The sequence below is a fragment of the Burkholderia sp. AU33803 genome (assembly GCF_002223095.1).
Classification (GTDB): Bacteria; Pseudomonadota; Gammaproteobacteria; order Burkholderiales; family Burkholderiaceae; genus Burkholderia.
Genome location: NZ_NKFJ01000008.1, coordinates 366,259 through 387,530 on the forward strand (window position 1 = coordinate 366,259; position 21,272 = coordinate 387,530).

21 protein-coding genes are annotated in these 21,272 nt (G+C 69.9%); 18 read left to right on the plus strand and 3 right to left on the minus strand.

The annotated features are described in order from the left end of the window. The first annotated feature begins 7 nt into the window (after positions 1 to 7). Genes CFB41_RS33205 through CFB41_RS33290 form a run of 18 tightly spaced genes read left to right on the plus strand, consistent with a single transcriptional unit; the run spans position 8 to position 18,053 of the window. On the plus strand, positions 8 to 1,117 hold the full coding sequence (locus CFB41_RS33205) for a hypothetical protein (RefSeq protein ID WP_089459520.1): 1,110 nt from the start codon (positions 8 to 10) through the stop codon (positions 1,115 to 1,117). 58 nt (positions 1,118 to 1,175) lie between these two features. Continuing rightward, the gene (locus CFB41_RS33210; protein ID WP_011350104.1) at positions 1,176 to 1,430 is read left to right on the plus strand and encodes an acyl carrier protein; all 255 of its coding nucleotides are present in this window, start codon (positions 1,176 to 1,178) and stop codon (positions 1,428 to 1,430) included. Between the two features lie 7 nt (positions 1,431 to 1,437). Further along, entirely contained in the window at positions 1,438 to 2,325 is an 888-nt protein-coding gene (locus CFB41_RS33215) for a hypothetical protein (RefSeq protein ID WP_089459521.1), read from the plus strand. A 1-nt stretch (position 2,326) separates the two neighbouring features. Then, on the plus strand, positions 2,327 to 2,950 hold the full coding sequence (locus CFB41_RS33220) for a hypothetical protein (RefSeq protein WP_089459522.1): 624 nt from the start codon (positions 2,327 to 2,329) through the stop codon (positions 2,948 to 2,950). A 1-nt stretch (position 2,951) separates the two neighbouring features. After that, a complete protein-coding gene (locus CFB41_RS33225) occupies positions 2,952 to 3,935 on the plus strand; it encodes a ferritin-like domain-containing protein (protein ID WP_046547055.1) in 984 nt (327 codons plus the stop codon). A 3-nt stretch (positions 3,936 to 3,938) separates the two neighbouring features. Then, complete coding sequence (locus CFB41_RS33230; RefSeq protein ID WP_089444421.1) at positions 3,939 to 4,922, plus strand: ketoacyl-ACP synthase III family protein; 984 nt, start codon at positions 3,939 to 3,941, stop codon at positions 4,920 to 4,922. After that, complete coding sequence (locus CFB41_RS33235; protein WP_089459523.1) at positions 4,912 to 6,087, plus strand: PLP-dependent decarboxylase; 1,176 nt, start codon at positions 4,912 to 4,914, stop codon at positions 6,085 to 6,087. The genes CFB41_RS33230 and CFB41_RS33235 overlap by 11 nt, the downstream gene beginning before the upstream one ends. A gap of 24 nt (positions 6,088 to 6,111) precedes the next feature. Then, positions 6,112 to 7,686 (plus strand): acyl-CoA ligase (AMP-forming), exosortase A system-associated, encoded by a 1,575-nt coding sequence (locus CFB41_RS33240; RefSeq protein WP_089459524.1) that lies wholly within the window; start codon positions 6,112 to 6,114, stop codon positions 7,684 to 7,686. Beyond that, complete coding sequence (locus CFB41_RS33245; RefSeq protein WP_089459525.1) at positions 7,683 to 8,774, plus strand: hypothetical protein; 1,092 nt, start codon at positions 7,683 to 7,685, stop codon at positions 8,772 to 8,774. Before CFB41_RS33240 ends, CFB41_RS33245 begins: the two co-directional genes overlap by 4 nt. Beyond that, positions 8,774 to 10,624 (plus strand): acyl-CoA dehydrogenase, encoded by a 1,851-nt coding sequence (locus tag CFB41_RS33250; RefSeq protein WP_179250269.1) that lies wholly within the window; start codon positions 8,774 to 8,776, stop codon positions 10,622 to 10,624. The genes CFB41_RS33245 and CFB41_RS33250 overlap by 1 nt, the downstream gene beginning before the upstream one ends. Before the next feature lies 1 nt (position 10,625). Further along, positions 10,626 to 11,882 (plus strand): citrate/2-methylcitrate synthase, encoded by a 1,257-nt coding sequence (locus CFB41_RS33255; protein WP_089459527.1) that lies wholly within the window; start codon positions 10,626 to 10,628, stop codon positions 11,880 to 11,882. A gap of 40 nt (positions 11,883 to 11,922) precedes the next feature. Beyond that, a complete protein-coding gene (locus CFB41_RS33260; protein ID WP_089459528.1) occupies positions 11,923 to 12,585 on the plus strand; it encodes a class I SAM-dependent methyltransferase in 663 nt (220 codons plus the stop codon). Positions 12,586 to 12,588: 3 nt separating this feature from the next. Next, a complete protein-coding gene (locus CFB41_RS33265) occupies positions 12,589 to 13,662 on the plus strand; it encodes a TauD/TfdA family dioxygenase (RefSeq protein ID WP_089459753.1) in 1,074 nt (357 codons plus the stop codon). A gap of 13 nt (positions 13,663 to 13,675) precedes the next feature. Continuing rightward, a complete protein-coding gene (locus CFB41_RS33270; protein WP_089459529.1) occupies positions 13,676 to 14,689 on the plus strand; it encodes an ATP-binding cassette domain-containing protein in 1,014 nt (337 codons plus the stop codon). Next, positions 14,682 to 15,761 carry an ABC transporter permease gene (locus CFB41_RS33275; RefSeq protein WP_089459530.1) on the plus strand — a complete coding sequence of 360 codons (1,080 nt, stop codon included), beginning with the start codon at positions 14,682 to 14,684 and terminating at the stop codon, positions 15,759 to 15,761. Before CFB41_RS33270 ends, CFB41_RS33275 begins: the two co-directional genes overlap by 8 nt. Before the next feature lie 53 nt (positions 15,762 to 15,814). Next, on the plus strand, positions 15,815 to 16,357 hold the full coding sequence (locus CFB41_RS33280) for a permease (RefSeq protein WP_089448834.1): 543 nt from the start codon (positions 15,815 to 15,817) through the stop codon (positions 16,355 to 16,357). 2 nt (positions 16,358 to 16,359) lie between these two features. Beyond that, positions 16,360 to 17,778, plus strand: coding sequence for an FAD-binding oxidoreductase (locus CFB41_RS33285; RefSeq protein ID WP_089459531.1), 1,419 nt, complete (start codon positions 16,360 to 16,362; stop codon positions 17,776 to 17,778). Between the two features lie 32 nt (positions 17,779 to 17,810). Beyond that, complete coding sequence (locus CFB41_RS33290) at positions 17,811 to 18,053, plus strand: hypothetical protein (protein WP_089459532.1); 243 nt, start codon at positions 17,811 to 17,813, stop codon at positions 18,051 to 18,053. Positions 18,054 to 18,161: 108 nt separating this feature from the next. On the opposite strand, the gene CFB41_RS33295 is transcribed toward CFB41_RS33290, so the two are convergent. From CFB41_RS33295 to CFB41_RS33305, 3 genes are read right to left on the minus strand one after another with little or no spacing between them, the layout of a single operon-like run. Beyond that, positions 18,162 to 19,514, minus strand: a complete 1,353-nt coding sequence (locus CFB41_RS33295; RefSeq protein ID WP_089459533.1) for a TRAP transporter large permease — start codon at positions 19,512 to 19,514, stop codon at positions 18,162 to 18,164. A 4-nt stretch (positions 19,515 to 19,518) separates the two neighbouring features. Continuing rightward, positions 19,519 to 20,091 (minus strand): TRAP transporter small permease, encoded by a 573-nt coding sequence (locus CFB41_RS33300; protein WP_089459534.1) that lies wholly within the window; start codon positions 20,089 to 20,091, stop codon positions 19,519 to 19,521. Further along, a complete protein-coding gene (locus tag CFB41_RS33305) occupies positions 20,088 to 21,074 on the minus strand; it encodes a TRAP transporter substrate-binding protein (protein WP_089459535.1) in 987 nt (328 codons plus the stop codon). Before CFB41_RS33305 ends, CFB41_RS33300 begins: the two co-directional genes overlap by 4 nt. Positions 21,075 to 21,272 lie beyond the last annotated feature (198 nt).

Genomic DNA, 21,272 nt, shown 5'->3' on the forward strand with positions numbered 1-21,272 from the left:
CAGCCCCATGTCCACGCTTTCCGCTCCCGCTTCGTCCGCCGCCCCGCTCGCGCCCGCGCCGCTGCTGCTGCGCGTGGCCGACCAGGCCGCGTATCCGGTGCTGCGCCACTTCGACACGATCGCGTCGCTCGGCACGCCGCCGCGCGCGGCGGCCCGGCTCGTCGAAGCGGCTGCCGTGCGGCTGCTCGACAGCGAGATGGTGATCGCGCTGCAGGCCGCCATGCCGGACGTGCTGCCCGACTCGTCCGCGTCGACGCCGCTGCGGCACGAGGAAGCGCCGCTCACCGAAGCGCTGCTCGAACAGATCAGCAGCGAAGGGTTTCATCACCTGTTCAAGCCGTTCATGCGCGCGTTCATCCGCATCATGTTCGGTCTGTTCTTTTCGGACGACCAGAACCGTCGTGCGTGCGACTGCATCGACAGCGGCCACAACTTTGCATTCCTGATGAGCGACGGCGGCGGCCCGACGCTCGCCGCATGGCGCACGGCCGTGCGCAGCGACGACAACGGCCTCGCGCTCACCGTCGACAAGGTGTGGGGCATCGAAGCGCATCGCGACTGCATGGCCGTGGTCGCCGCGCGCTTGCCGGGCGTGATGTTCCCGGCCGCCTACCTCGTATGGCCCGACGAATACCGCAAGCTGAAGCGCACGACCTGCGGTGCGCCGTTCCTCGCCGGCAACCTGCAGCTCGCGAACGTCGGGGGCCAGGTGCGCGCGCATGCCGAAGACCGCCTGCGCATCGGCGGCCCGACCGTGTTCAACAAGTACCTGACCGTCGTGCGCCCCTACTTCGTCCGCGCGCTGATGGCGCACGTCGGCTGGCTAGCGCAAACGGGCCGCGTCGAGCTCGACGCCGACGCACGCGCCGTCCACCGGTTCATCGCGGACGCCGCACGCAGCCAGACCGACGACGCGCACTACAGCTTCGGCAAGGTGCAGCGCGTGCTCGCGATCAAGCTGCTGTCGAACGAATTCCTGACCGCACTCGTGCGCGACGGCAGGGTGGCGACTTTCGACGACCAGCGCGACCTGCTGGCGTTTTCGAAGATGGAAGGCAGTTCGTACCGTTGTTATCACGAGCTTCGCAAGAGCCTGCGCTGCGAAGCCGGCAGTTGACCCACGCGACAGGCCGATCGATCCCGATCAACCCACTTCATTATCAGGAGCTCCTCTCATGACGACCCAGAACGTTCCGGCCGACGCGCTCGACATCCTGTCCCGCGAAGTCGCGAAGATCCTCAACGTCGAGACCGTCGACACCGACGCCGGCATCGGCGAACTCGGCATCGATTCGCTGAACATCGTCGAGCTGATCGTGTTCTGCGAACAGCTCTACGGTTCGATCGACCCGGAAGCGCTGAACATCACGCAGTACACGACGCTGCAGCAGCTCGACGCGCAGCTGCGCCGCCAGCAGCACGCTGCCTGACACGACGATGCTCGCGCCCCTTGCGACCGTGGCGGCCCCCGCCGCCCAGCCGGCCCCGGCCACTGCGCTGACCGTGCAGGCGCTCGCGTACCGGCGTGTCGCGCCGTCGCGCGACGGCGCGGCCGTGCCGCTCGACGACACGGCCCGCGCGATCGGCACGCTCGCGTGCGCCGAACGCGAGCGGCTGTGCGGCGCGGTCGGCGCGGACGACTACGTGGTCAGCTCGACGATCCTGTCGATGCTGCTGATGAACGATTCGCCGCAGCATCGCGTGTTCGCGCAGGCACTGGCCGGCGCGAACGACTACACGCCCGACTGGATGACCTGCTCGTACGAATGCGCGGGCTGGGGCTACGTCTTGCGCCGCTCGCTCGCCACCGCGGCCGAGACCGGGCCGCGCACGCTGCTGCTGCAGATCGTCGACATCGACGTGCATGGCTTCACGTACTGGCACGGCAACCCCGCCTGGGGACGCTCGGGCTTCGGCGTGTGCTCGCTACTCGTCGATGTCGGCCGCGAAGCGGCATCGTCGGCGCCATCGGTGCTGGCCGAGGCCGCGCCGCCGGCCAGCGCGGTCGTGCGGCTGGGCCGCGACATCCGCACCTTCTGCGCGGCCCGCCCCGGCTTGCACGCGGCGCTGCCGTTCTTTCCGGCGACGTCGCGCCGGGCGCTGCTCGCGTCGGTCGGCAAGACGCCGCTGCTGCCGGACGGTCACGGGCTGTTCGGGCATGCGTTCGGCAGCGATCCGTGGCTGTCGGTGCTGCTCGCGCATCGCGACGGCGACACGCCGCGCCGCGCGGCCGTCTGCTCGCTCGCGCTGAACGGCTATTACGCGATCGCCGACGTCGCGTTCGCGCCGGACGCGACGTTCTCTCTCGATGACGACGAGGTTTGACATGGTGCGACCCGTTCACTTCACCTACCGGATCGAGCGCGACGCGCGGCAGCCGGTCGCGGTTGCCGCGAGCGCGTACCGGATGCCGCTCGACACGCCGGCCGACTATGCGCGTGCCGCGCTCGCGGAATCGGCCGGCGACGTCTATGACGCTGGCGATGCACTCGGCGGCGATCGCCGCGTGCTGATCGATCACGTCCAGTACTTCGCATTCCTTGCCGAAATCACGGCACGCATCCGCACCGACGTGCACCCGGACGCCCGCGTGTTCATCGAAGTCTGCGCGCCGTACTTCGGCGCGCTGCCGGCCGAACTGCTCGCGCCGCACGTGCTGCTCGGCGTGCACCTGTACGACGAAGCATTGCGCGATGCCGCGCGCGGCGCCCCGGTCGTGTGGATCGGCGACCGGATCCTGCGCGATGCGGAGTTCGCCGGCGACAACCGCGTGTGCTGCGCGATCTGGCCGGCGCGGCTCGCCGACGCGTTCGACGCGCAGCTGCGCGGCCCGTGGCCGTCGTATGCGATCCGCCTCGACCCGCACCCGGCCGCCCCGCGCGCCGCCGCCATGACGCTTACCGATTCCGCCCATCATTCCGGCGCCGCCGCGCGGCCGGGGAGACCTTGAAATGACTGACACGCTCACCGTAATGCAGGACACGGCCGACATCCGCTGGTCGATGCCCGTCGACGCCCTGATGTCGAACGACTACGCACTGCGCGAAGAGGCGCTGAACCGGTTGTACGAAAAGGCGAAGGCCGCGCAGTGGGACGTCGCGACCGACGTCGACTGGAGTCACGATCTCGATCCGGCAAACCCGCTCGGCATGCCCGACCCGACGCTGCTGATCTACGGCACCGAGCTGTGGGGCAAGCTTTCGGACACCGACAAGCGCGAAGTGCGCCATCACGCGCAGGGCTGGCTGCTGTCGCAGATCCTGCACGGCGAGCAGGCCGCGCTGATCTGCGCATCGAAGCTCGCGTCGGCCGAGAACGGCCTGAGCGCGCGGCTGTGCGCGGCCGCGCAGATGATGGACGAAGCGCGGCACGTCGAGGCGTACGCGAAGCTCGTCAACGAGAAGCTCGACGTCAGCTACCCGATGAGCCGTTCGCTGAAGGGGCTGCTGCACGACACGATCACGAGCAGCGCGCTCGACATGACGAACCTCGGGATGCAGGTGCTCGTCGAGGGCATCGCGCTGTCGATCTTCCAGAGCGTGGTCGCGTACAGCACCGATCCGTTCATCAAGGACCTGTTCGTGCGGATCCAGCGCGACGAATCGCGCCACTTCGCGGTCGGCCGGATCACGCTGTGCCGCGTGTATGCGGAGATGAGCGCGGTCGAGCTGCGCGAGCGCGAGGAGTTCGTCTGCGAAGGCGCGGCCGTGCTGTACGAGCACCTGTGCGCGGACGACATCTGGGAACCGATGGGGCTGTCGAAGCGCGAATGCAGCGCGATGGTGCGCGAGTCGCCGGTCTCCAGCTCGATCCGCCGCTCGATCTTCCGCCGCCTGGTGCCGACGATCCGCGAGATGGGCCTGCTCACGCCGACGGTGCAGGCGACCTTCGAAAAACTCGACGTCCTCGACTACGCGGCGATGCCGCTCAACTGAACCATGACGACGACCTCCTCCCAAGCGTCACGCGATTTCTGGATCGGCATCGACGCGGTGGCCTACGAGCTGCCGGGCCTGCCCGTCGACATCGAGGCCTGGGCCGCCGAGCGCGACTACCCGGCGCAGCGGGCCGCGGCGATCGCGCAGTCGGGCAGCCGCTATTTCCACATGGCGCTCGACACGAGCGAGACCGATCTCGCGATCGCGGCGGCCGGCCGCCTGCTCGACACCGCGCGCGTGCATCCGTCCGACATCGGCGCGATCGTGCACGTGCACACGCAGCAGTTCAGCGTGCCGCCCGCGCCGCGCAGCCTGCCGCACGAGCTGGCCGCGCAGCTCGGCATCGAGCCGTTGTGGCTCGGCTCGGTCGCGCAGCTGAACTGCGTGTCGGTCGCGGCCGGCATCGAGACGGTGCGCGCGCTGATGCGCCGCTATCCGCAGCTCGACGCGGCGCTCGTCGTGTCGTCCGACCGCGTGTACGGCGAGGATTACCGGATGCGCCAGATGACGGGCGTGCAGTGCGACGGCGCGGCCGCGATGCTGATCGCGCGCAACAGCACGAAGAACCGGCTCGGCGGCGTCGCGATCGAGACGCATGCGAAATGGCATCGCGGCTCGGACACCGTCGCCGCGAACGAGGCCGACCTGATCATGATGGAGTGGCCGTACACCCGCAAGGCGATCGACGCGGCCGTCGCGCTCGAGCCGTACGCGCTCGACGCGTACGAACTCGTGCTCCCGCACAACGCCGACCTGCCGGGCTGGAACGCGCTGTGCCGCGCGATGCGCGTGCCGGCCGAGCGGCTCTATGCGGAAAACATCCACGCGCGCGGCCACGCGTGCTGTTCGGATTTTCCGATCAACCTGGCCGACGTCGGGCTCGACGCGGTCGCGCGCGGCCAGCGCGTGCTCGGCGTGATGCAGTCGAACTGCGGCGCGTACGCGGCCGCCACGCTCCATCCGGTGGGCCGCCATGACGCCTGAGCGCCCGCTTCCACCCGCCGGCGACCACGCGTGGATCGCCGACCTGCGCACGCCGTGCTACGTGTACGAGCCGGAAGTCGCGATCGCGCGCTACCGGTCGCTGAAGGCGCGACTCGGCACGCGGCTGATCGTGTCGCTGAAGGCGAACCCGAACCAGGACATGCTCGCGCGCTGCGCGCATGCGTACGAGGATGGCGTCGAACTCGCGAGCCGCGGCGAACTCGACGCGGTGATCGGCCGGATCAAGACGCCGCGCTACCTGAACAACCCGTCGATGGACGAGATGTTCATGCGCGCCGGGCTCGCGTCGCGCTGCCGTTTCGTGCTCGACAACCCGGACGCGGTCGCACGCTTCGTGCCGCTGGCGCGCGAGGCGGCGGCCGGCGGCAGCACGCCGGGCGCCGTGCTGCTGCGCGTGAATGCCGGAGCGCTGGCCGGCGACGATGCACGCGCGCTGTGGCACGACCACTTCGGGATGACGCCGAACGAGGCGCACGACGCGGTGCGCACGCTCGTCGCCGCCGGTTTGCCGGTGGCCGGGCTGCACGTGTTCTCCGGCCCGCATTCGTTCATCCGCCAGGACGCGACGCAACCCGACACACTCGTGCTGCCCGAGCGGCTCGCGGCGCTCGCCCGCGATCTCGCGCCCGCCAACGGCGCGCCGCTCGCGTCGCTGAGCCTCGGCGGCGGTTTTGCCGACGATCACCCGGGCGATGCCGCGTTCGAACGCTATGCGACTGCGCTCGCGCCGCTGGCCGGCCAGTACTCGCTCGCACATGAATCGGGCCGCGCGATCTTCGCCGATGCGGGCGTGTTCGCGACGCGCGTCGTCGCGGTCAAGACATGGCAGGACCGCACGATCGCCGTCTGCGACGGCGGGCTGTCGCATGCGTTCCTGCTCGCGCAGACCGAATCGGTGATGCGCCGGCTGGCCGCGCCGTCGCTCGTGCGCCGCAAGCCCGCCCCGCCGGCGCGCGGCGTGCCGACGATCTATGTCGGCAGCACCTGCAGCCGCGCGGACGTGATCGGCCGCGACGACACGGGCGCGCCGCCGCAGGTCGGCGACATCGCCGTGTTCGCGCGCTGCGGCGCGTATCACCGCACGTACTCGATGGCGCATTTCCTGTCCCACGAAGCCGCGCACGTCTACGTGCGGCCTGCCTAGACCCACCTGAGAGAGAAGCCGATCATGAACGCCCTGATCAGCGTCGCCGACCTGCTCGAACACGGCGCCGCACGCTGGCCGCAGCATCCCGCGTATGCCGACGGCGGCGGCACGATGACCTACGAACAGCTCGCACGCGCGGTCCGCCGCGCGGCCGCCGCGCTCGCGTCGCGCGGTGTGCAGCCCGGCGAGCGCGTCGCCATCTACGCGCCGAAGCGCATCGAAACCGTGGTCGCGATGCTCGCGGCCAACGCGCTCGGCGCGATCTTCGTGCCGGTCAATCCGCAGTTGAAGGAAGCGCAGATCGAACACATCGTCGCCGACAGCGGCGCGGCGCTGTTCATGACCGGCGCGCAGCGGTTGAAACGCCTGCCGGCGCTCGCCGCGCTCGTCGGCGCACGCGCGATGCTGATCGAGGAACTGGCCGACGCGATCCACGCGCCCGGCACCGACACGCCGGCACCGGCCCCCGCCGGCCGGCCGGTGGACGACGATCCGGCCGCCCTGCTCTACACGTCCGGCTCGACCGGCAAGCCGAAAGGCGTGGTCGTGTCGCATCGCAACCTCGTGTCGGGCGCGTTCAGCGTCGCCGCGTACCAGGGGCTGGCCGACGACGACGTCGTGCTCGGCGTGCTGCCGCTCAGCTTCGACGCGGGCCTGAGCCAGCTCACGACCGCGCTGGCCGCCGGCGCGTGCTATGCGCCGCTCGACTTCCTGCAGCCGGCCGAAGTGCCGCGCCATTGCGACGCGTTCGGCGTGACGTCGATCACCGGCGTGCCGCCGTTGTGGATGCAGCTCGCGTCCGCCGGCTGGAGCGACACGGCGCGCACGCGGATCCGCCGCTTCGCGAACACCGGCGGCCATCTGGCGACGCCGCTGCTGCACCGCCTGCAGGCGGTGTTCACGAACGCGTCGCCGTACCTGATGTACGGGCTGACCGAAGCATTCCGCTCGACCTACCTGCCGCCGGCCGACGCGGCCCTGCGGCCGACGTCGATCGGCAAGGCGGTGCCGAACGCCGAGATCCTCGTGCTGCGCGCGGACGGCAGCGAATGCGCGGCCGACGAACCCGGCGAACTCGTGCATCGCGGCGCCTTCGTCACGCTCGGCTACTGGAACCGGCCCGAGCTGACCGCGCAGCGCTTTCGTCCGCTGCCGCGCCGGCACGGCGAGATCCCGCGCCCCGACGTCGCCGTGTGGTCCGGCGACATCGTGCGCCGCGACGCGGACGGCTACCTGTATTTCGTCGCGCGCGGCGACGACATGATCAAGACGTCCGGCTATCGCGTGAGCCCGACCGAGGTCGAAGACGTGCTGTTCGCACTGCCTCATATCCGCGAAGCCGCCGTGTTCGGTGTGCCGCATGCGTCGCTCGGCGAGGCGATCGCCGCGTGTGTCGTGTCGACGCTCGACGCCAACGCCTGCCGCGCCGACATCGCACGCGCGTGCCGCGACGCGTTGCCGACCTACATGAGCCCGCTCGTCGTCGAGCCGCTGCCGGCGTTGCCGCGCAACCCGAACGGCAAGATCGACCGGCCCGCGCTAAAAAACCAGTATCGCGACGCGTTCGCGCCCACGAACGAGGAGACCGCCGCATGACCCTGTCGACGCTCGATGAAACCTGCCTCGGCGCGCGCCGCATCGCCGAGCCCGGCACGCTGGCCCTGTCAGGCGGCGTCGTGGTACTGCCGCCCGCCGTCGTGTTCAGCGCGATCCAGGCGCAGGAACGCCATCCCGGCTACCGGCACCTGCTGCTGCCGCAGGCGCGCTTCGCGCGGCCGCGCGGAATGGGCGCACTGACGCCCGACGAAGGCACACGCCTCGCGCCGGGCGGCCGGCCCACGCTCCGGGTCGCGCCGCCCGGGCGCAGCCTCGCCGATCTCGCCGCCGACGCGGCGCTCGACCTGCGCGACCAGCTCGGCTCCGGGCAACTGGCCCGCACGACCCACGTGATCGTCGCGAGCTGCGCGCTCAACGAAGGGATCGGCGATTCGGTCGTCGGCCGCATGCAGTACGAGCTCGGGCTGCAGCGCGTGACGCCGTTCGCGCTCGGCCAGAACGGCACGCTCGGCTGGTATTCGGCGCTGATGCTGCTCGACGGGCTCCTCGACGAGGGTGACCAGGCGCTCGTGATCCTCAGCGACAAGTGGCTCTACCCGTTCTTCCGCCAGTTCGGCGACCTGGTCGGCTACGGCGACGCGGCCGCCGCGCTGCTCGTGTCGCGCGCCGGCCCGGCGCCCGAGCCGGCCGACTGGGGCGGCGTGCGGTCCGTCGCGATGGAATTCGGGCCGTCGATCGCCGATCCGTGGGCCGACGCGCCCGGCACGTTGCGCGACACGCTCGCGCCGGTCGCCGCGCGTGCGATCCGCCGCGCGCTCGACCTGGCCGGGCTGCGTGCCGGCCAGGTCGACTGGTGCGTGCCGCCCGGCTTCGATCCCGGCTTCGCGGCGCGCGTGGCCGACGCCGCGTCGATCCCGGTCGCCGCCCGCATCCAGCACGAAGCGGCCGGCCACCTGTCGTCGGCCGAATCGGCCGCTGCGCTGATCCGGCTCGCCGGCGCGCTCGACGAAGGCGAACGTCGCACGGTGCTCGTGTGGGATGCGGCACTGCATGGCGCGGCGGCGGCGGCCGTCGTCGACCTCGCCGGCGGCCTCGATGCCGCGCTCGATATCGAAGGAGACGCGTGATGAGCGCCTACAAGGTGAGCCTGCGCGAGCTGCGCTTCTTTCTGTGGGAACTGTTCGAGGCCGACAAGCGGTTCCTCGCGGAACACGGCCTGTACGGCACGCACGACCGCGCGTCGATCGATGCGCTGCTCGAACGCGCACGCGATTTCGCGCTCGACCTCGGGCGCAGCTACCAGCAGGCGGACGTCGAGGGCTGCACGCTGCTCGACGACGGCCAGGTGCGCATTCCGTCGCATTTCCACGCGCTGTGGGCGCGCTTTCGCGACGAATGGTCGAACACGCTGTTCGGCACCGCGCACGGGCTGCCGCCGATCGTCACGCAGATGATCTACGAGATGTTCATGGGCGCGAACCCGTCGTTCATGACGTACGGCGGCTTCACGCGCCCTGCGATCAAGCTGTTGCAGATGCACGGCACGCCGCATCAGAAGGCGCTGATCGCGCCACTCGAGGCGTACCGCTGGGATGCCTGCTTCTGCGCGACCGAACCGCAGGCCGGCACCGACCTCACCGCGGTTGCGCTGCGCGCGACGCCGCTCGAACGCGACATTTACGCGATCGACGGCGAGAAGGTCTACATCTCGGCCGGCATGCACGAGCTGACCGAGAACACGCTGTATTTCGTGCTCGGCCGCATCGACACCGCGTCGCCGGACTCGTTCTCGCTGTCGTGCCTCGTCGTGCCGCGCTTCTGGCCGGACGAGGAAACCGGCGAGCTGCAGTCGAACCATGTCGACTGCATCGGGCTGCCGCGCAAGATGGGGCTCAAGGGCTGCGCGAACACGCACCTCGTGTTCGGTTCGAACGGCACGACCAAAGGCTGGCTGCTCGGCGGCCGGCGCAACGTCGGCCTGCTGCAGCTGATGCCGCTGATGAACCAGGCACGGATGAGCACCGGGATGTTCGGTGTCGGCGTCGCGTCGAGCGCATACCTGCATGCGGTCGAATATGCGGGCCGCCGGCTGCAGGGCCGGCCGATCGAACGCGCGTCGAACACGAACGCAGCGCGAGTCGCGATCGTCGAGCACGCGGACGTGCAGCGCATGCTGGTCGACATGAAGAGCCGCGTCGACGGCTGCCGCGGCCTGCTCGGCAAGCTCGCCGCGACCGCCACGCGCGCGGCGATGCTCGAAGCGACGCCCGACGCCGACCCGGCCGAGATCGAGCGCCACCGCAAGCTGCAGCTGCTGCTGACGCCGATCTGCAAGGCGTTCATCTCCGACCAGGCATGGCGGATCTGCGAAACCGCGATCCAGGTGCACGGCGGGCTCGGCTATACCGATGCGAGCCCCGTCGAACAGAACGCGCGCGACGTGAAGATCCTGTCGATCTGGGAAGGGACGAACTACATCCAGGCGCAGGACCTCGTGCGCGACAAGCTCGGCTTCGGCCGCCATTCGCGGCTGATCCAGTACTACCGCGACGAACTCGACGTGTTCCTCGCGCGCCAGCATCACACCGGCACGCATGCGGAGCTGCGCCCGCTGTTCGACGCGCTGCGCACGGGCGCCGACCGGATCGCCGCCGCGCTCGACGACATCGCGCGCGACGTGCAGGACGGTCACACGCATCGCAGCAGCCAGTTCTACACGCGCTTTCTCGAGATGTTCGGCGTCGTCACGTCGGCGTGGGTGCTGCTCGAATCGGCGACGATCGCCGCGCGCCGGCTCGACGCGCCGGACACCGCCGACACGCCGGCCGAACTCGCGTTCTATCGCGGCAAGCTGAAAAGCGCGCGCTACTACTTCGCGAACGTGCTGCCCGTGGTCGATCAGCACGCGGCCGTGATCGCCGCGATGGCGCATGCGGCGATCAGCGTCAGCAGCGACGAACTCGCGCAGGTGGAATGACATGGATACGACGCTCGATTCCGGCACGACCGCTTCGACCGCCATGCCCACCCCGGCCGGCGACGCGCCGCGCAACCTGCTCGGCCGCCCGGCGACCCGCCATCGCGGCACCGACATCGACGGCGCAACGCTCGAACCCGAAGCGCTGCGCGTGCGCGATCTCGACCTGAACGCGCTGATCGGCGCGACGACGTTCGAAGGCGCGCTCGCGCACCTGTGGTTCGACGTCGCGCCCGGCAGCGCCGAGCATCGCGCACACGAAGCGGCAATCGGCGCACGGCTCGCGGCGTTCGCCGATGCTCTGGCGCCCGGCTCCGCCGCGCAGTCCGTCGCCGCGGATCTCGGCGCGGCGGGTGTCGCGCCGGTGTTTGCCGCGGCGTCCGGCCTGCTGCGCGGCTTCGACGACGTGGCGGCCCGTGTGCACGGCGACGCGCCGGACGACGCCGATCTCGACACGATGCTGCTGTGCGCGGCGGCCGCGCCGTTCCTGCTGCACGCAGCGATCGAAGGCCGCCCGTTCGCCGCACGCCACGACGCGATCGATGCATCGCTCGCCGGCACGTCGAGCCAGACGCAACGCATGCTCGTGCTGACCGGCGCGACGCGTAACGACGCAGCGGCCCAAGCGGCAATGGACATGCTGCTCGTCGCGTGGCACGCGGGCTTCGGCTACATCACGCCGACCGTGCTCGCGCCGCGGGTCGCGATCGGCACCGGCGTCACGCTCACGCAGGCGATTGCGTCCGGTTTCCTCGCGAGCGGGCCGTCGCACGTCGGCGCGGCGCTCGAAGCGATGCAGTGGCTCGCCGCGCTCGTGCAGTCGGTGCCGGGCGGCACCGGCGCACCGACTGCCGCGCTCGACGCAACCGGGCGCGCGGCGATCGACGCCACGCTCGACGCGAAACGCACGCTGTACGGCTTCGGCCATCCGCTGTTCGTCGCGGATCCGCGTCCGCCGCACATGCGCGCGCAATTCGCGGCGCAAGGCTTCGACGGCGCGTACGTGACGCTGTTCGACGCGTGCTGCGCGCAAGCCGACGCCCGCCGCGCGTTGCGCCCGAACATCGATTTCCTGACGGCCGCGACGTTGCTCGAACTCGGTGTCGCCGCGCCGTCGTGGGGCGTCGGCGTCGGGCTCGGCGCGCGCATCGCGGCGATGGCCGCGCATGCGGTCGAGCGGCGCCGCCGCCCGGCTTTCGGTGTCAACAGCGCGACCGCGCGACGGCTGCTGGCCGCCGTGCCGGTCGGCTGGCTGTGAACCCTTTATCCCTTCGGCACCCTTCTGCAAAAGGAACGTCATGCTGCTCAAGAACCTGCGCCCGGCGAACGACTACGATCGCTTCGCCACCGAAACGCTCGAACCGTGGGACCTGCTGTTCATCAGCCGCATCCGCCAGCTCGCACGCGGGATGACGCCCGGCGTTATCGCCGACATCGGCACGGCCACCGGCGTCGTGCCGGTGCGGCTCGCCACCGACCCGGCGATGCGCGGCTGGCGCTACGTCGGCATCGACCTCGATCCGGCGATGCTCAACGAAGGCCGCCCGCGTATCCACGAACTCGACCTCGACGACACGATCGAGATGCGCGTCGGCGATGCGCTCGCGCTGCCGTTCGACGACGGCACGCTGACGATGGCCGTCGGCCGCGCGACGCTGCACCACCTGCCGGACAAGGCATTGAGCCTCACCGAGATGTATCGCGTGCTGGAGCCGGGCGGCATCGCGCTCGTGCACGACATGCGCCGCGACGCGCCGCAGCACCTGCTCGACCGCTTCACCGAGATGCGCGCCGCCGCCGACTATCCGCCGACCCATGTCGAGGAAAAGATCACGCTCGACGAAGCGCATGCGCTCGTCGCCGAAGCCGGTCTCGCGGCAGTCGCGTCGATCTACAGCCCGAGCGCCGGGCTCGGCGCGCTCGGCTTCGAGATCCTGCTGAAGAAACCGGCGCTGGCCTGAGTGATGACCGACCTCGCCTTCCTCGCCGCGCACGCCGCCGCGCGGCTCGGCGCCGACGACGTGCACTGCGCGGCGGTCGCGCCCGGCGCGACGCTGCCGCTGTGCGTGACGCCGCGCAGCGCCGAACTCGCGACCTCGCCGGAGATGTTCGTCGCGTGGTACCGCTCGCGGCTCGACACGATCGACACGCTGCTCGACGCATGCGGCGCGCTGCTGTGGCGCGGCTTCGCGGTGCCCGACACCGCCGCGTTCGGCCAGCTCGGCGCGCTGTATCCGCCGCACGCGAACGGCTACACGGCGGGCGCCGCGCCGCGCAAGCAGATCGACGGCCAGGTGTACGAGTCGACCCGCATGCCGCCGCCGTTCAAGATCGGGCTGCATCAGGAGATGGCCTACATGCCTGCGTTCCCGCGCCTCGTCGCGTTCTATTGCCGGCAGCCGGCCGACGCGGGCGGCGAGACGCCGATCTGCGACATGCGCCGCGTGACGGCGCGCGTGCCGGCCGCGCTGCGCGAACGGTTCGCCGAACGCGGCGTGATGTACCTGCGCAATTTCGCGGCGCCCGGCGCGCGCGCGGACAGCCTCGCCGCCCATCCGGGCATGCCGTTCGCCGAATACCACCGGCCGTGGGACGACGCCTTCGGCACGACCGAGCGCGACGAGGTCGAGCGGCTGTGCGTGGAGCGCGGCGTCGGCTGCCGCTGGCTCGACGACGGCAGCGTGACGGTGTCGCACGTCGGCAGCGCGCTGCGCACGCATCCGCGCACCGGCGAAACCGTGTGGTTCAACCAGGCAACCGCGCAGCACCCGAATCCGCGTTCGATGGGCGAGCTCAGCTACCGCTACCTGCAGCGCATGTACGCCGGGCGCGCGGCGTTCCCGTACGAGATCCGCTATGGCGACGGGTCGCCGATGCCGTTCGACGATCTCGTTGCGATCTACGACGCGTTCGACGACGAGGAGCGCGCGTTCCCGTGGCAGGCCGGCGACGTGCTCGTCGTCGACAACATGCTGGTCGCGCACGGCCGCAACCCGTACCGGGGCGCGCGCGACACGCAGGTCATGCTGTTCGACTGACAGGAAGCCGACGATGAGCGATTCGTTCCTCGCCTCCGTGCGCGCGCTGTTCGGCCCGCACACCGCGTTCGACCGGCCGCTGCGTGCCGGCACGCAGCCGCTGCCCGATGCCCACGCGCCGAGTGCTGCGCTCGGCGCGCGCGCGATCGACGTCGCGGCCGGCGATTTTCATTTCTCCGCGCGGCAGGTGCGGTTCCGGCTCGGTGCCGTCACCGCGATCGTCGGGCCGAACGGTTCCGGCAAGACCACGCTGCTCGAAACGCTGCTCGGCTTCCGCCGCGGCGGCACCGACGTGCGCGTGCTCGACGTGCCGGCCGCGCGCTTCATGCGCGATACGCCATCGCTGCGGCGCATCGGCGCGCAATTGCAGAAGGTCGAATATCCCGACCATCTCCGCGTGTCGGAGATCGTCGCGCTGCACCGCGCGATGTACGTGCGTGCGGATGCGGCGGTTACGGATGCGCTCGGCATCGCCGAACTGCTCGACAAGCCGTGCCGCGCGCTGTCGAAGGGGCAGCGCCAGCGCATCGATCTCTACGTCGCGCTCGCGCACCGGCCCGAACTCGCCGTACTCGACGAGCCGTTCACCGGCCTCGACCGCCGCTACGCGGGCGTCGTGATCGACCTGCTGCGCCACCGCGCGCGCGGCACGAGCATCGCGATGATCTGCCACGCCGAGGAAGAGCTGGCCGTCGTCGACGATCTCGTGTGGGTGCGCGATGGCGGCGTGCGATACCAGGGCGACAAGGACGCGCTGCGCGCCGAGCTCGTCGGCGAGGCGCGCGCTGTCCTGCATTGTCGCGACGAAGCCGACGCACGCGCGCTGCGCAAGCGGCTCGCGGCGCTGCCCGGCGTGACCGGCGTGCGCGTGTCGGCTGCACACGTCGTCGAGGTGTTCGGCGATGCGACGCTGCATCCGAACGTGCACCGCATCGTCGGCGAACAGGGCATCCAGCATCTCGCGCTCGCGCCGAGCACGCCGGGCGACCTGCTGCGCCTCTGTACCGAGGGCCCCACCCATGACTAAGGTGTTCCTGATTCTCGTGCGCAACGAGCTGCTCGGCTATCTGCGCAGCCGCTCGTCGCTGTTCTGGACACTCGTGTTCCCCGTGTTCCTGCTGAGCGTGATGCTGTTCGCATTCGGCGGCTCGGGGTCGCTCGGCACCGCGGACATCGCGTTCGCCGTCCCCGGTGGCGCGACCCCGTACAGCCGCGCCTGCGAAGCGCAGATCGTCGACAGCCTCACGCACAGCGACACGGTGAAGGCGACCTTCGACGGCCGCGGCGCGGTAGCCGATCGCGTGACCGTCGTACTCGGCAACGACGAGCGCACGCCGGCCACGATCCGCTACGACTTCAACGGCTCGCTCGCGGTCAAGGCCGCATCGCGCGTCGTCGAGATCGCGCTCGCGCGCTGCGCCGCGCAGCGGCTCGGGCTGCCCGCCGCGCAAGCGCGCTTCGAGAACGCGGCGCCCGCACGCCGCCCGTTCGACTATGGCGCATTCTTCGCGACCGGCATTCTCGTGATGGCGTTCATGGCGATCGGCCTCAACTCGACGACGACCGCGATCGCGTCGCTGCGCGAACGCAATACGTTCAAGCTGTACGTGTGCTTCCCGGTCTCGCGCGGCGTGTTCCTCGCCGCGCTGATCGTCGCGCGGATGATCATGATGGCGCTGTCGGCGCTCGTGCTGCTGACCGTCGCACGCGTCGCGTTCGGCATCGCGCTGCCGATCGCCACGCCCGACGGGCTGCGCGCATTGCCGATCGTGCTGCTCGGCGCGGCGATGGTGCTCAGCATCGGCGTGCTGCTCGCGAGCCGCGCCAAATCGCTCGCCGCCGCCGAACTCGCGTGCAACGTCACCTACTACCCGCTGCTGTTCTTCAGCGACCTGACGATCCCGATGCACGACGCGCCGGCCTGGCTGAAGGCGGTGCTCGCGTTCCTGCCGACCAACCAGTTCGCGGTCGCGCTGCGCGGCGCGCTGGTCGACGGCGCCCCGTATGCGCAGCTCGCGCCGCAACTGCTCGGCATGACCGTGAGCACGGCGCTGTTCCTGTTCGCCGCCGCGCGGCTGTTTCGCTGGCACGACGCTTGACGCGTCGCCCGCTGTTTCACTGTTTCGACGTTTCGACGAAGGAGAATCCCCCGATGAAATCGAGCAATCCCATCACCGACTACCTGCTGCACGCGAGCAACTTCCTGCCGGCGATCGTGTTCCTGTTCTACGGCCGGCTCGGCCCCGAGCAGCCGGACGTGCGCTGGACGCACGCGTTCCTGATCGGCGGCGTGCTCGCGCTCGTGCACGGCGCGTGGCTGATCCGCCGCGCGGACCGCAACAGCATCGCGATCGGCGTCGACCTGTTCCTCGTGATCGGCGCGGTGCTCGCGCTCGTGTCGCCGACAGGTAGCCGTTTGTGGGGCGAGGAACTCGGGCCGGCCGCGATGCTCGTCTGCGTGCTGGTCGTCGGCATCGTGCATACCGCGTGGTCGGACGGCGGGTTCGTCGACGGCACGTTCGTCGACCATGCGCGCGCACGTTCGCTGTCGATCGTGCTGCTCGCAGTGACCGTCGTCGCGCTCGCGGTGTCGATCACGATGCGCCACAGCCCGCTGTGGGGCGGCGTCGTGCCGCTGATCGCGCTGGTCGTCGTGCGCGGCCGCCTGCGCAAGCAGCTCGTGCGGGCCGGCTGACGATGAGCGCGCTGCCCGACCGCGCCGCGCAGCGGCACGCACTCGCCGCGACGCTCGGTGACGGCTGGCTCGACGGGGCGTCTTCCGACGAGTGCGCATCGTATGTAACGGATGTGACGCTCCACGGCGGCATCGCGCTCGGCGTCGCTCGGCCCGCGTCGACCGCCGACACGAGCGCATTCGCCCGAGTCGCTGTCGCGCACCGCATCACGCTGGTCGCGCAGGGCGCGCGCACCGGACTCGTCGGCGCGGCCGTGCCCGATCGCAGCGGCACGCAATGCGTGGTGTCGTTCGACCGGATGCGCGCGGTGCGCGCGTTCGACATGGCGAATCGCAGCATCACGGTCGAGGCCGGCGCGCGGCTGTCCGACATCAACCGCGTGGCGGCCGAAGCCGGCCTCTGCCTGCCGATCGATCTCGGCAGCGATCCCACGGCCGGCGGCCTCGTCGGCGCGAACGCGGGCGGCAGCCGCCTGATCAAGTACGGCGACGTGCGCCGCAACGTGCTCGGCGTCGAAGTCGTGCTCGCCGACGCGGCGGGCACCGTGATCGACGCGCTCGCGCCGCTGCGCAAGCGCAACGCGGGCTTCGACGTCACGCAATGCTTCATCGGCGCGAACGGCGCCAACGGGCTCGTGACGGCCGTGTCGTTCGCGCTCGCGCCTGTCGAACGGTCGTCGTGCGCGGCGTTCGTCGCGTTCGCATCGTACGACGCGGCGCTCGCGGGTCTGCTCGCGTTCGAGCGCGCGTTCGGCGAGATGCTGTCGGCATTCGAATTCATGTCGGCTGCCGCCGTCGCCTGTGTCGCGAACGCGTATCCGGCGTCGCGTGTTCCGTTCGAAGCCGACGCTGCCTCGTGCTATGCGCTCGTCGAGATCGCGACCGGCATGCCGGGGCTCGATGCACTGCTCGAGGAACGCACGATCGCGGCGCTCGACACGCTGGCGGGCGAGCACGGGGTGCTCGATGCGGCCTGCGCGCCGGCCGAACGGTTCTGGCGGATCCGCGATGCGCTGCCGGCCGCGGTGGCGCAGGACGGCATCCCGCTCTCGTTCGACGTGTCGTTTCCGCGCGGCGCGCTGGCCGCTTTCGTCACCGACGCCGAGCAGTGGATCGCGGCCGTGCATCCGTCGCTGCGCTGTCACACATTCGGGCATTTCGGCGACGGCGGCTGCCATCTCGTCGTGTCGATCCCGCACGCCTGCGCGGAACGCTACGGGCCGCTGCAACAGGTGGCGCTGCGCGGCGCGCTGTACGAGCGCGTCGTGCGGGCCGGTGGCTGCTTCAGCGCCGAGCATGGCGTCGGGCCGGTCAACGTCGCGTATTACCGCAAGCATGTGCCGGCCGCACACCGGCAGGTCGCCGCCGCCATTCAGCACGCCGTCGACCCGCTAGGTCTGATCGGGCGTGTCCGCTATTGATGCGCCGTCACGCGGCGCCACGGAGAATTCGCATGATCCTTCGACATCCGCCCGGCCTGGGTACCGTTTCCGAACCGGATGACGAACCGCCTTTGTCCGGCATTCCGGCCACGCTGCCCGACTCGGGGGTCGTGGTCAACGTGCGAGGCGTGGCGTACGTCATCCAGCTGCCGCCGCGCGATCATGCGCGCCCGGCGCTGTGGCGCGAGCTTGAGGATTGGCGTGACGACCGGTCGGCGGGCGGCAACGGCGAGCCGGATGCTCGGCAGGATTGAACGTCGATGTGCGCTCGGGTGCCTTGAAAGGCCACCGCGGAAACGACCACGGCGCCGGACCCCCTCGGTCGTCCGGCGCCGCGTCGGGCGAAGCTCGCAATCGGAGAATCAGAACACCGCGTGCCCGCTGATCAAGCTCGGCAGCCACGTCGAGAAGAACGGCAGGTACGTGACGATGTTGATCGCACTGAAGATCGCGAGGTAATACGGCCACGCCATCTTAGTGGTCTCGCCGATCGACACGTTGCCGATCGCGCAGCCGACGAACTGCACCGAGCCGATCGGCGGATGCACGAGGCCGAGCGAGCAGTTCAGCAGCAGCATGATCCCGAACTGCACCGGCCCGACGCCGCACGCCATCGCGATCGGCAGGAACAGCGGCGTCGTGATCAGGATGTGCGCGGCCATGTCGACGAACGTGCCGAGGAACACCTGGATGATGTTGATGTACAGCAGCATCAGCCACGGCGCGGCGGTCGACTGCTTCAGCAGCCCTTCGATCGCATCCGGGATCTCCAGGTACGACATCTGGAAGCGCAGCATGTTGGACACCGCGATCAGCAGCAGCACGACGCCCGTCGTGCGCGCCGCATGCGACAGCGCGCGGCGCAGCTTCTCGGCCGTCAGCGTCCGGTAGACCACCGCGGTCAGCACGAGCGAGTACACGACGGCGATCGCGGCCGCTTCGGTCGCGGTCGCAATCCCCTTCGCGACGCACACGAGGATGATCGCGATCACCATCAGCCCGGGCACCGCGCCGACGAAGCTGCGCAGCACCGCATACCAGCCGGGGAACGCGGGCAGCGCGGACGAACCGTCGTCACGGCGCGGATAGCCGTGACGCACGGCCTGCCAGTACGCGGCGGCCAGCACGAAGCCCATCACCCACAACACCGGCAGCAGCCCCGAGAACAGCAGGTCGCCGATCGACACGCCGCTCACCGGCTGGCCGTGCAGCATCCCGGTGATGCCCTGCGCGGCGAACGCGTAGATGATCATGTTGGTCGACGTCGGCATCAGCGCGCCGGCGAGCGACGCATGCGTCGTCACGTTGACCGCGTACGCGGCGCTGTAGCCTTCGCGCTTCATCAGCGGAATCACCACGCCGCCCATCGCCGACGTATCGGCGGTCGGCGAGCCCGACACGCCGCCGAACAGCGTACAGGCGACGACGTTCGCCATCCCGAGACCGCCGCGGAAGTGGCCGACGGTCGCCTGCGCGAAGCGCAGGATCCGGTCCGCGATGCCGCCATGCAGCATCAGTTCGCCGGAGAAGATGAAGAACGGCACCGCGAGAAACGAGAACGCATTCATCCCCGAGATCATCGCCTGCATCGCGGTCGCGATCGGCAAGCCCTCGACCATATAGGTCAGCACGCAGGCGATGCCGAGCGCGAACGACACGGGCACGCCGAGCACGAGGAAAATCAGAAAACTGACGGACAGGATCGCGAGTTCCATGGCGTTATTGTCCCGGCGTAGAACGACGAAGCGCGAGCAGGTGCTCGAGCGAGAAGAGGATGATGGCGATCGCCGCGGGCATCGCGATCAGGTAGCGCACGCCTTCGGGTAGCCCGATGATCGGGATGCGGTCGCCCATCGTCTCGGCGGCCATGCTGCCGCAGCCGATCATGATCATGATCGCGAACGCGATCAGGCTCAGGTGCTGGATCGCGATGACGACCGTGCGCGCCTTCGGCGACAGCCGGCGCACCAGCGAATCGAGGCCGATATGGCCGCCGTCGCGTACCTTCATCGCCGCCCCGAACATCGCGATCACGATCACGAGCAGCAGCGCGATCGGCTCCACGAAATCCGGCGCGTTCTCGAACACGTAGCGCATCACGACCGCGTAGAACACCAGCACCGTCAGCACCGCGAGACACGCCGACGCGATCACGGCCAGTACGCGAAACAGCACGTCGTTCACGCAGCGCAACAGCGGCGCGGCATGCGCGCGTGGTGCTGTTGCGCCGTCCGGGGCGGCGGCCCCGCCGCCCGCGGCGGTTGCGCCGTTCAGGGAAGTGCGGCGTGTCACTTGGTGGCCTCGATCTCGTCGACGATCTGCTTCATCTGCGGCGTCTTTTCATACTTGGTCCACAGCGGCTGCATCGCCTTCACGAACGCCGCGCGGTCGATCTGCGCGGCCGGCAGGATCTTCGCGCCACCCTTCGTCACCAGCTGCTGCGCGGACGCCTCGCGCGCGGTCCACAGCTTCTGGTAGTACGGCACCGAATCGGCCGCCGCTTTCCTGATCGCCACCTGCTCCTGCGGCGACAGCGTGTCCCAAACCTTCTTCGAGAACACCAGCACTTCCGGCGTCATCGCGTGCTGCGTCTCCGAGTAGTCGGGCGCCACTTCGTAGTGCTTGGTTTCCTCGTACGACGGCATGTTGTTTTCGGCTGCATCGACGAGGCCCGTCTTCAGGCCCGTGTACACCTCGGCGAACGGCATCGGCGTCGGCGTGCCGCCCATCGCCTTGATTTCGTCGACCATCAGGTCCGACGGTTGCACGCGCACCTTCAGCCCCTTCATGTCCGCCGGCGAGCGCACCGGACGCTTCGCGTAGATCGAGCGCGCGCCGCTCTCGTAGAACGTCAGCGCGATCATCCCCTTCGCGGTGAACGCGTCGAGGATCTTCTGGCCGGCCGGGCCGTACATCGCCTTGCGGAAATGATCGACGTCGCGGAACAGGAACGGGAACGAAGGGATCAGCGATTCCGGCACGATCTCGTTGAACGACGCGCCGTTCACGCGCGCCATATCGATCGCGCCGATCCGCACCTGGTCGACCGTGTCCTTCTCCGAGCCGAGCGCGCTGTTGCCGAACACCTTGATCGAATCCTTGCCGCCCGTCTGCTTCGACAGCTCGTCGCCCATGAACTTCACGGCCATGTTGGTCGGGAAGTTGTCGCCGTGCACGTCCGCCGAGCGGAATACGCGCGCCTGGGCGGACATCGCGAAGCCGGCCATCAGCGCGACGGCCAGGGCGATACGGGAGCGGTTGAATCGGTGCTTCATCGTCAGTCTCCTTGATGGTTGTGCTCTTTGTGGCGCGACGATCCGTCGGCATGCGCATGCTTCGGCGCCGTGCTCGCTGACCGCTGAGTCATATGTCGTATGACGTGTTGACGCGAATGTACGTCGGTTAATCGTTTAACTCACTTGGTGCATACCCGTAGAGCGGCTGTCGTGGCGGGTTTTGGGTATGTTTCAGGG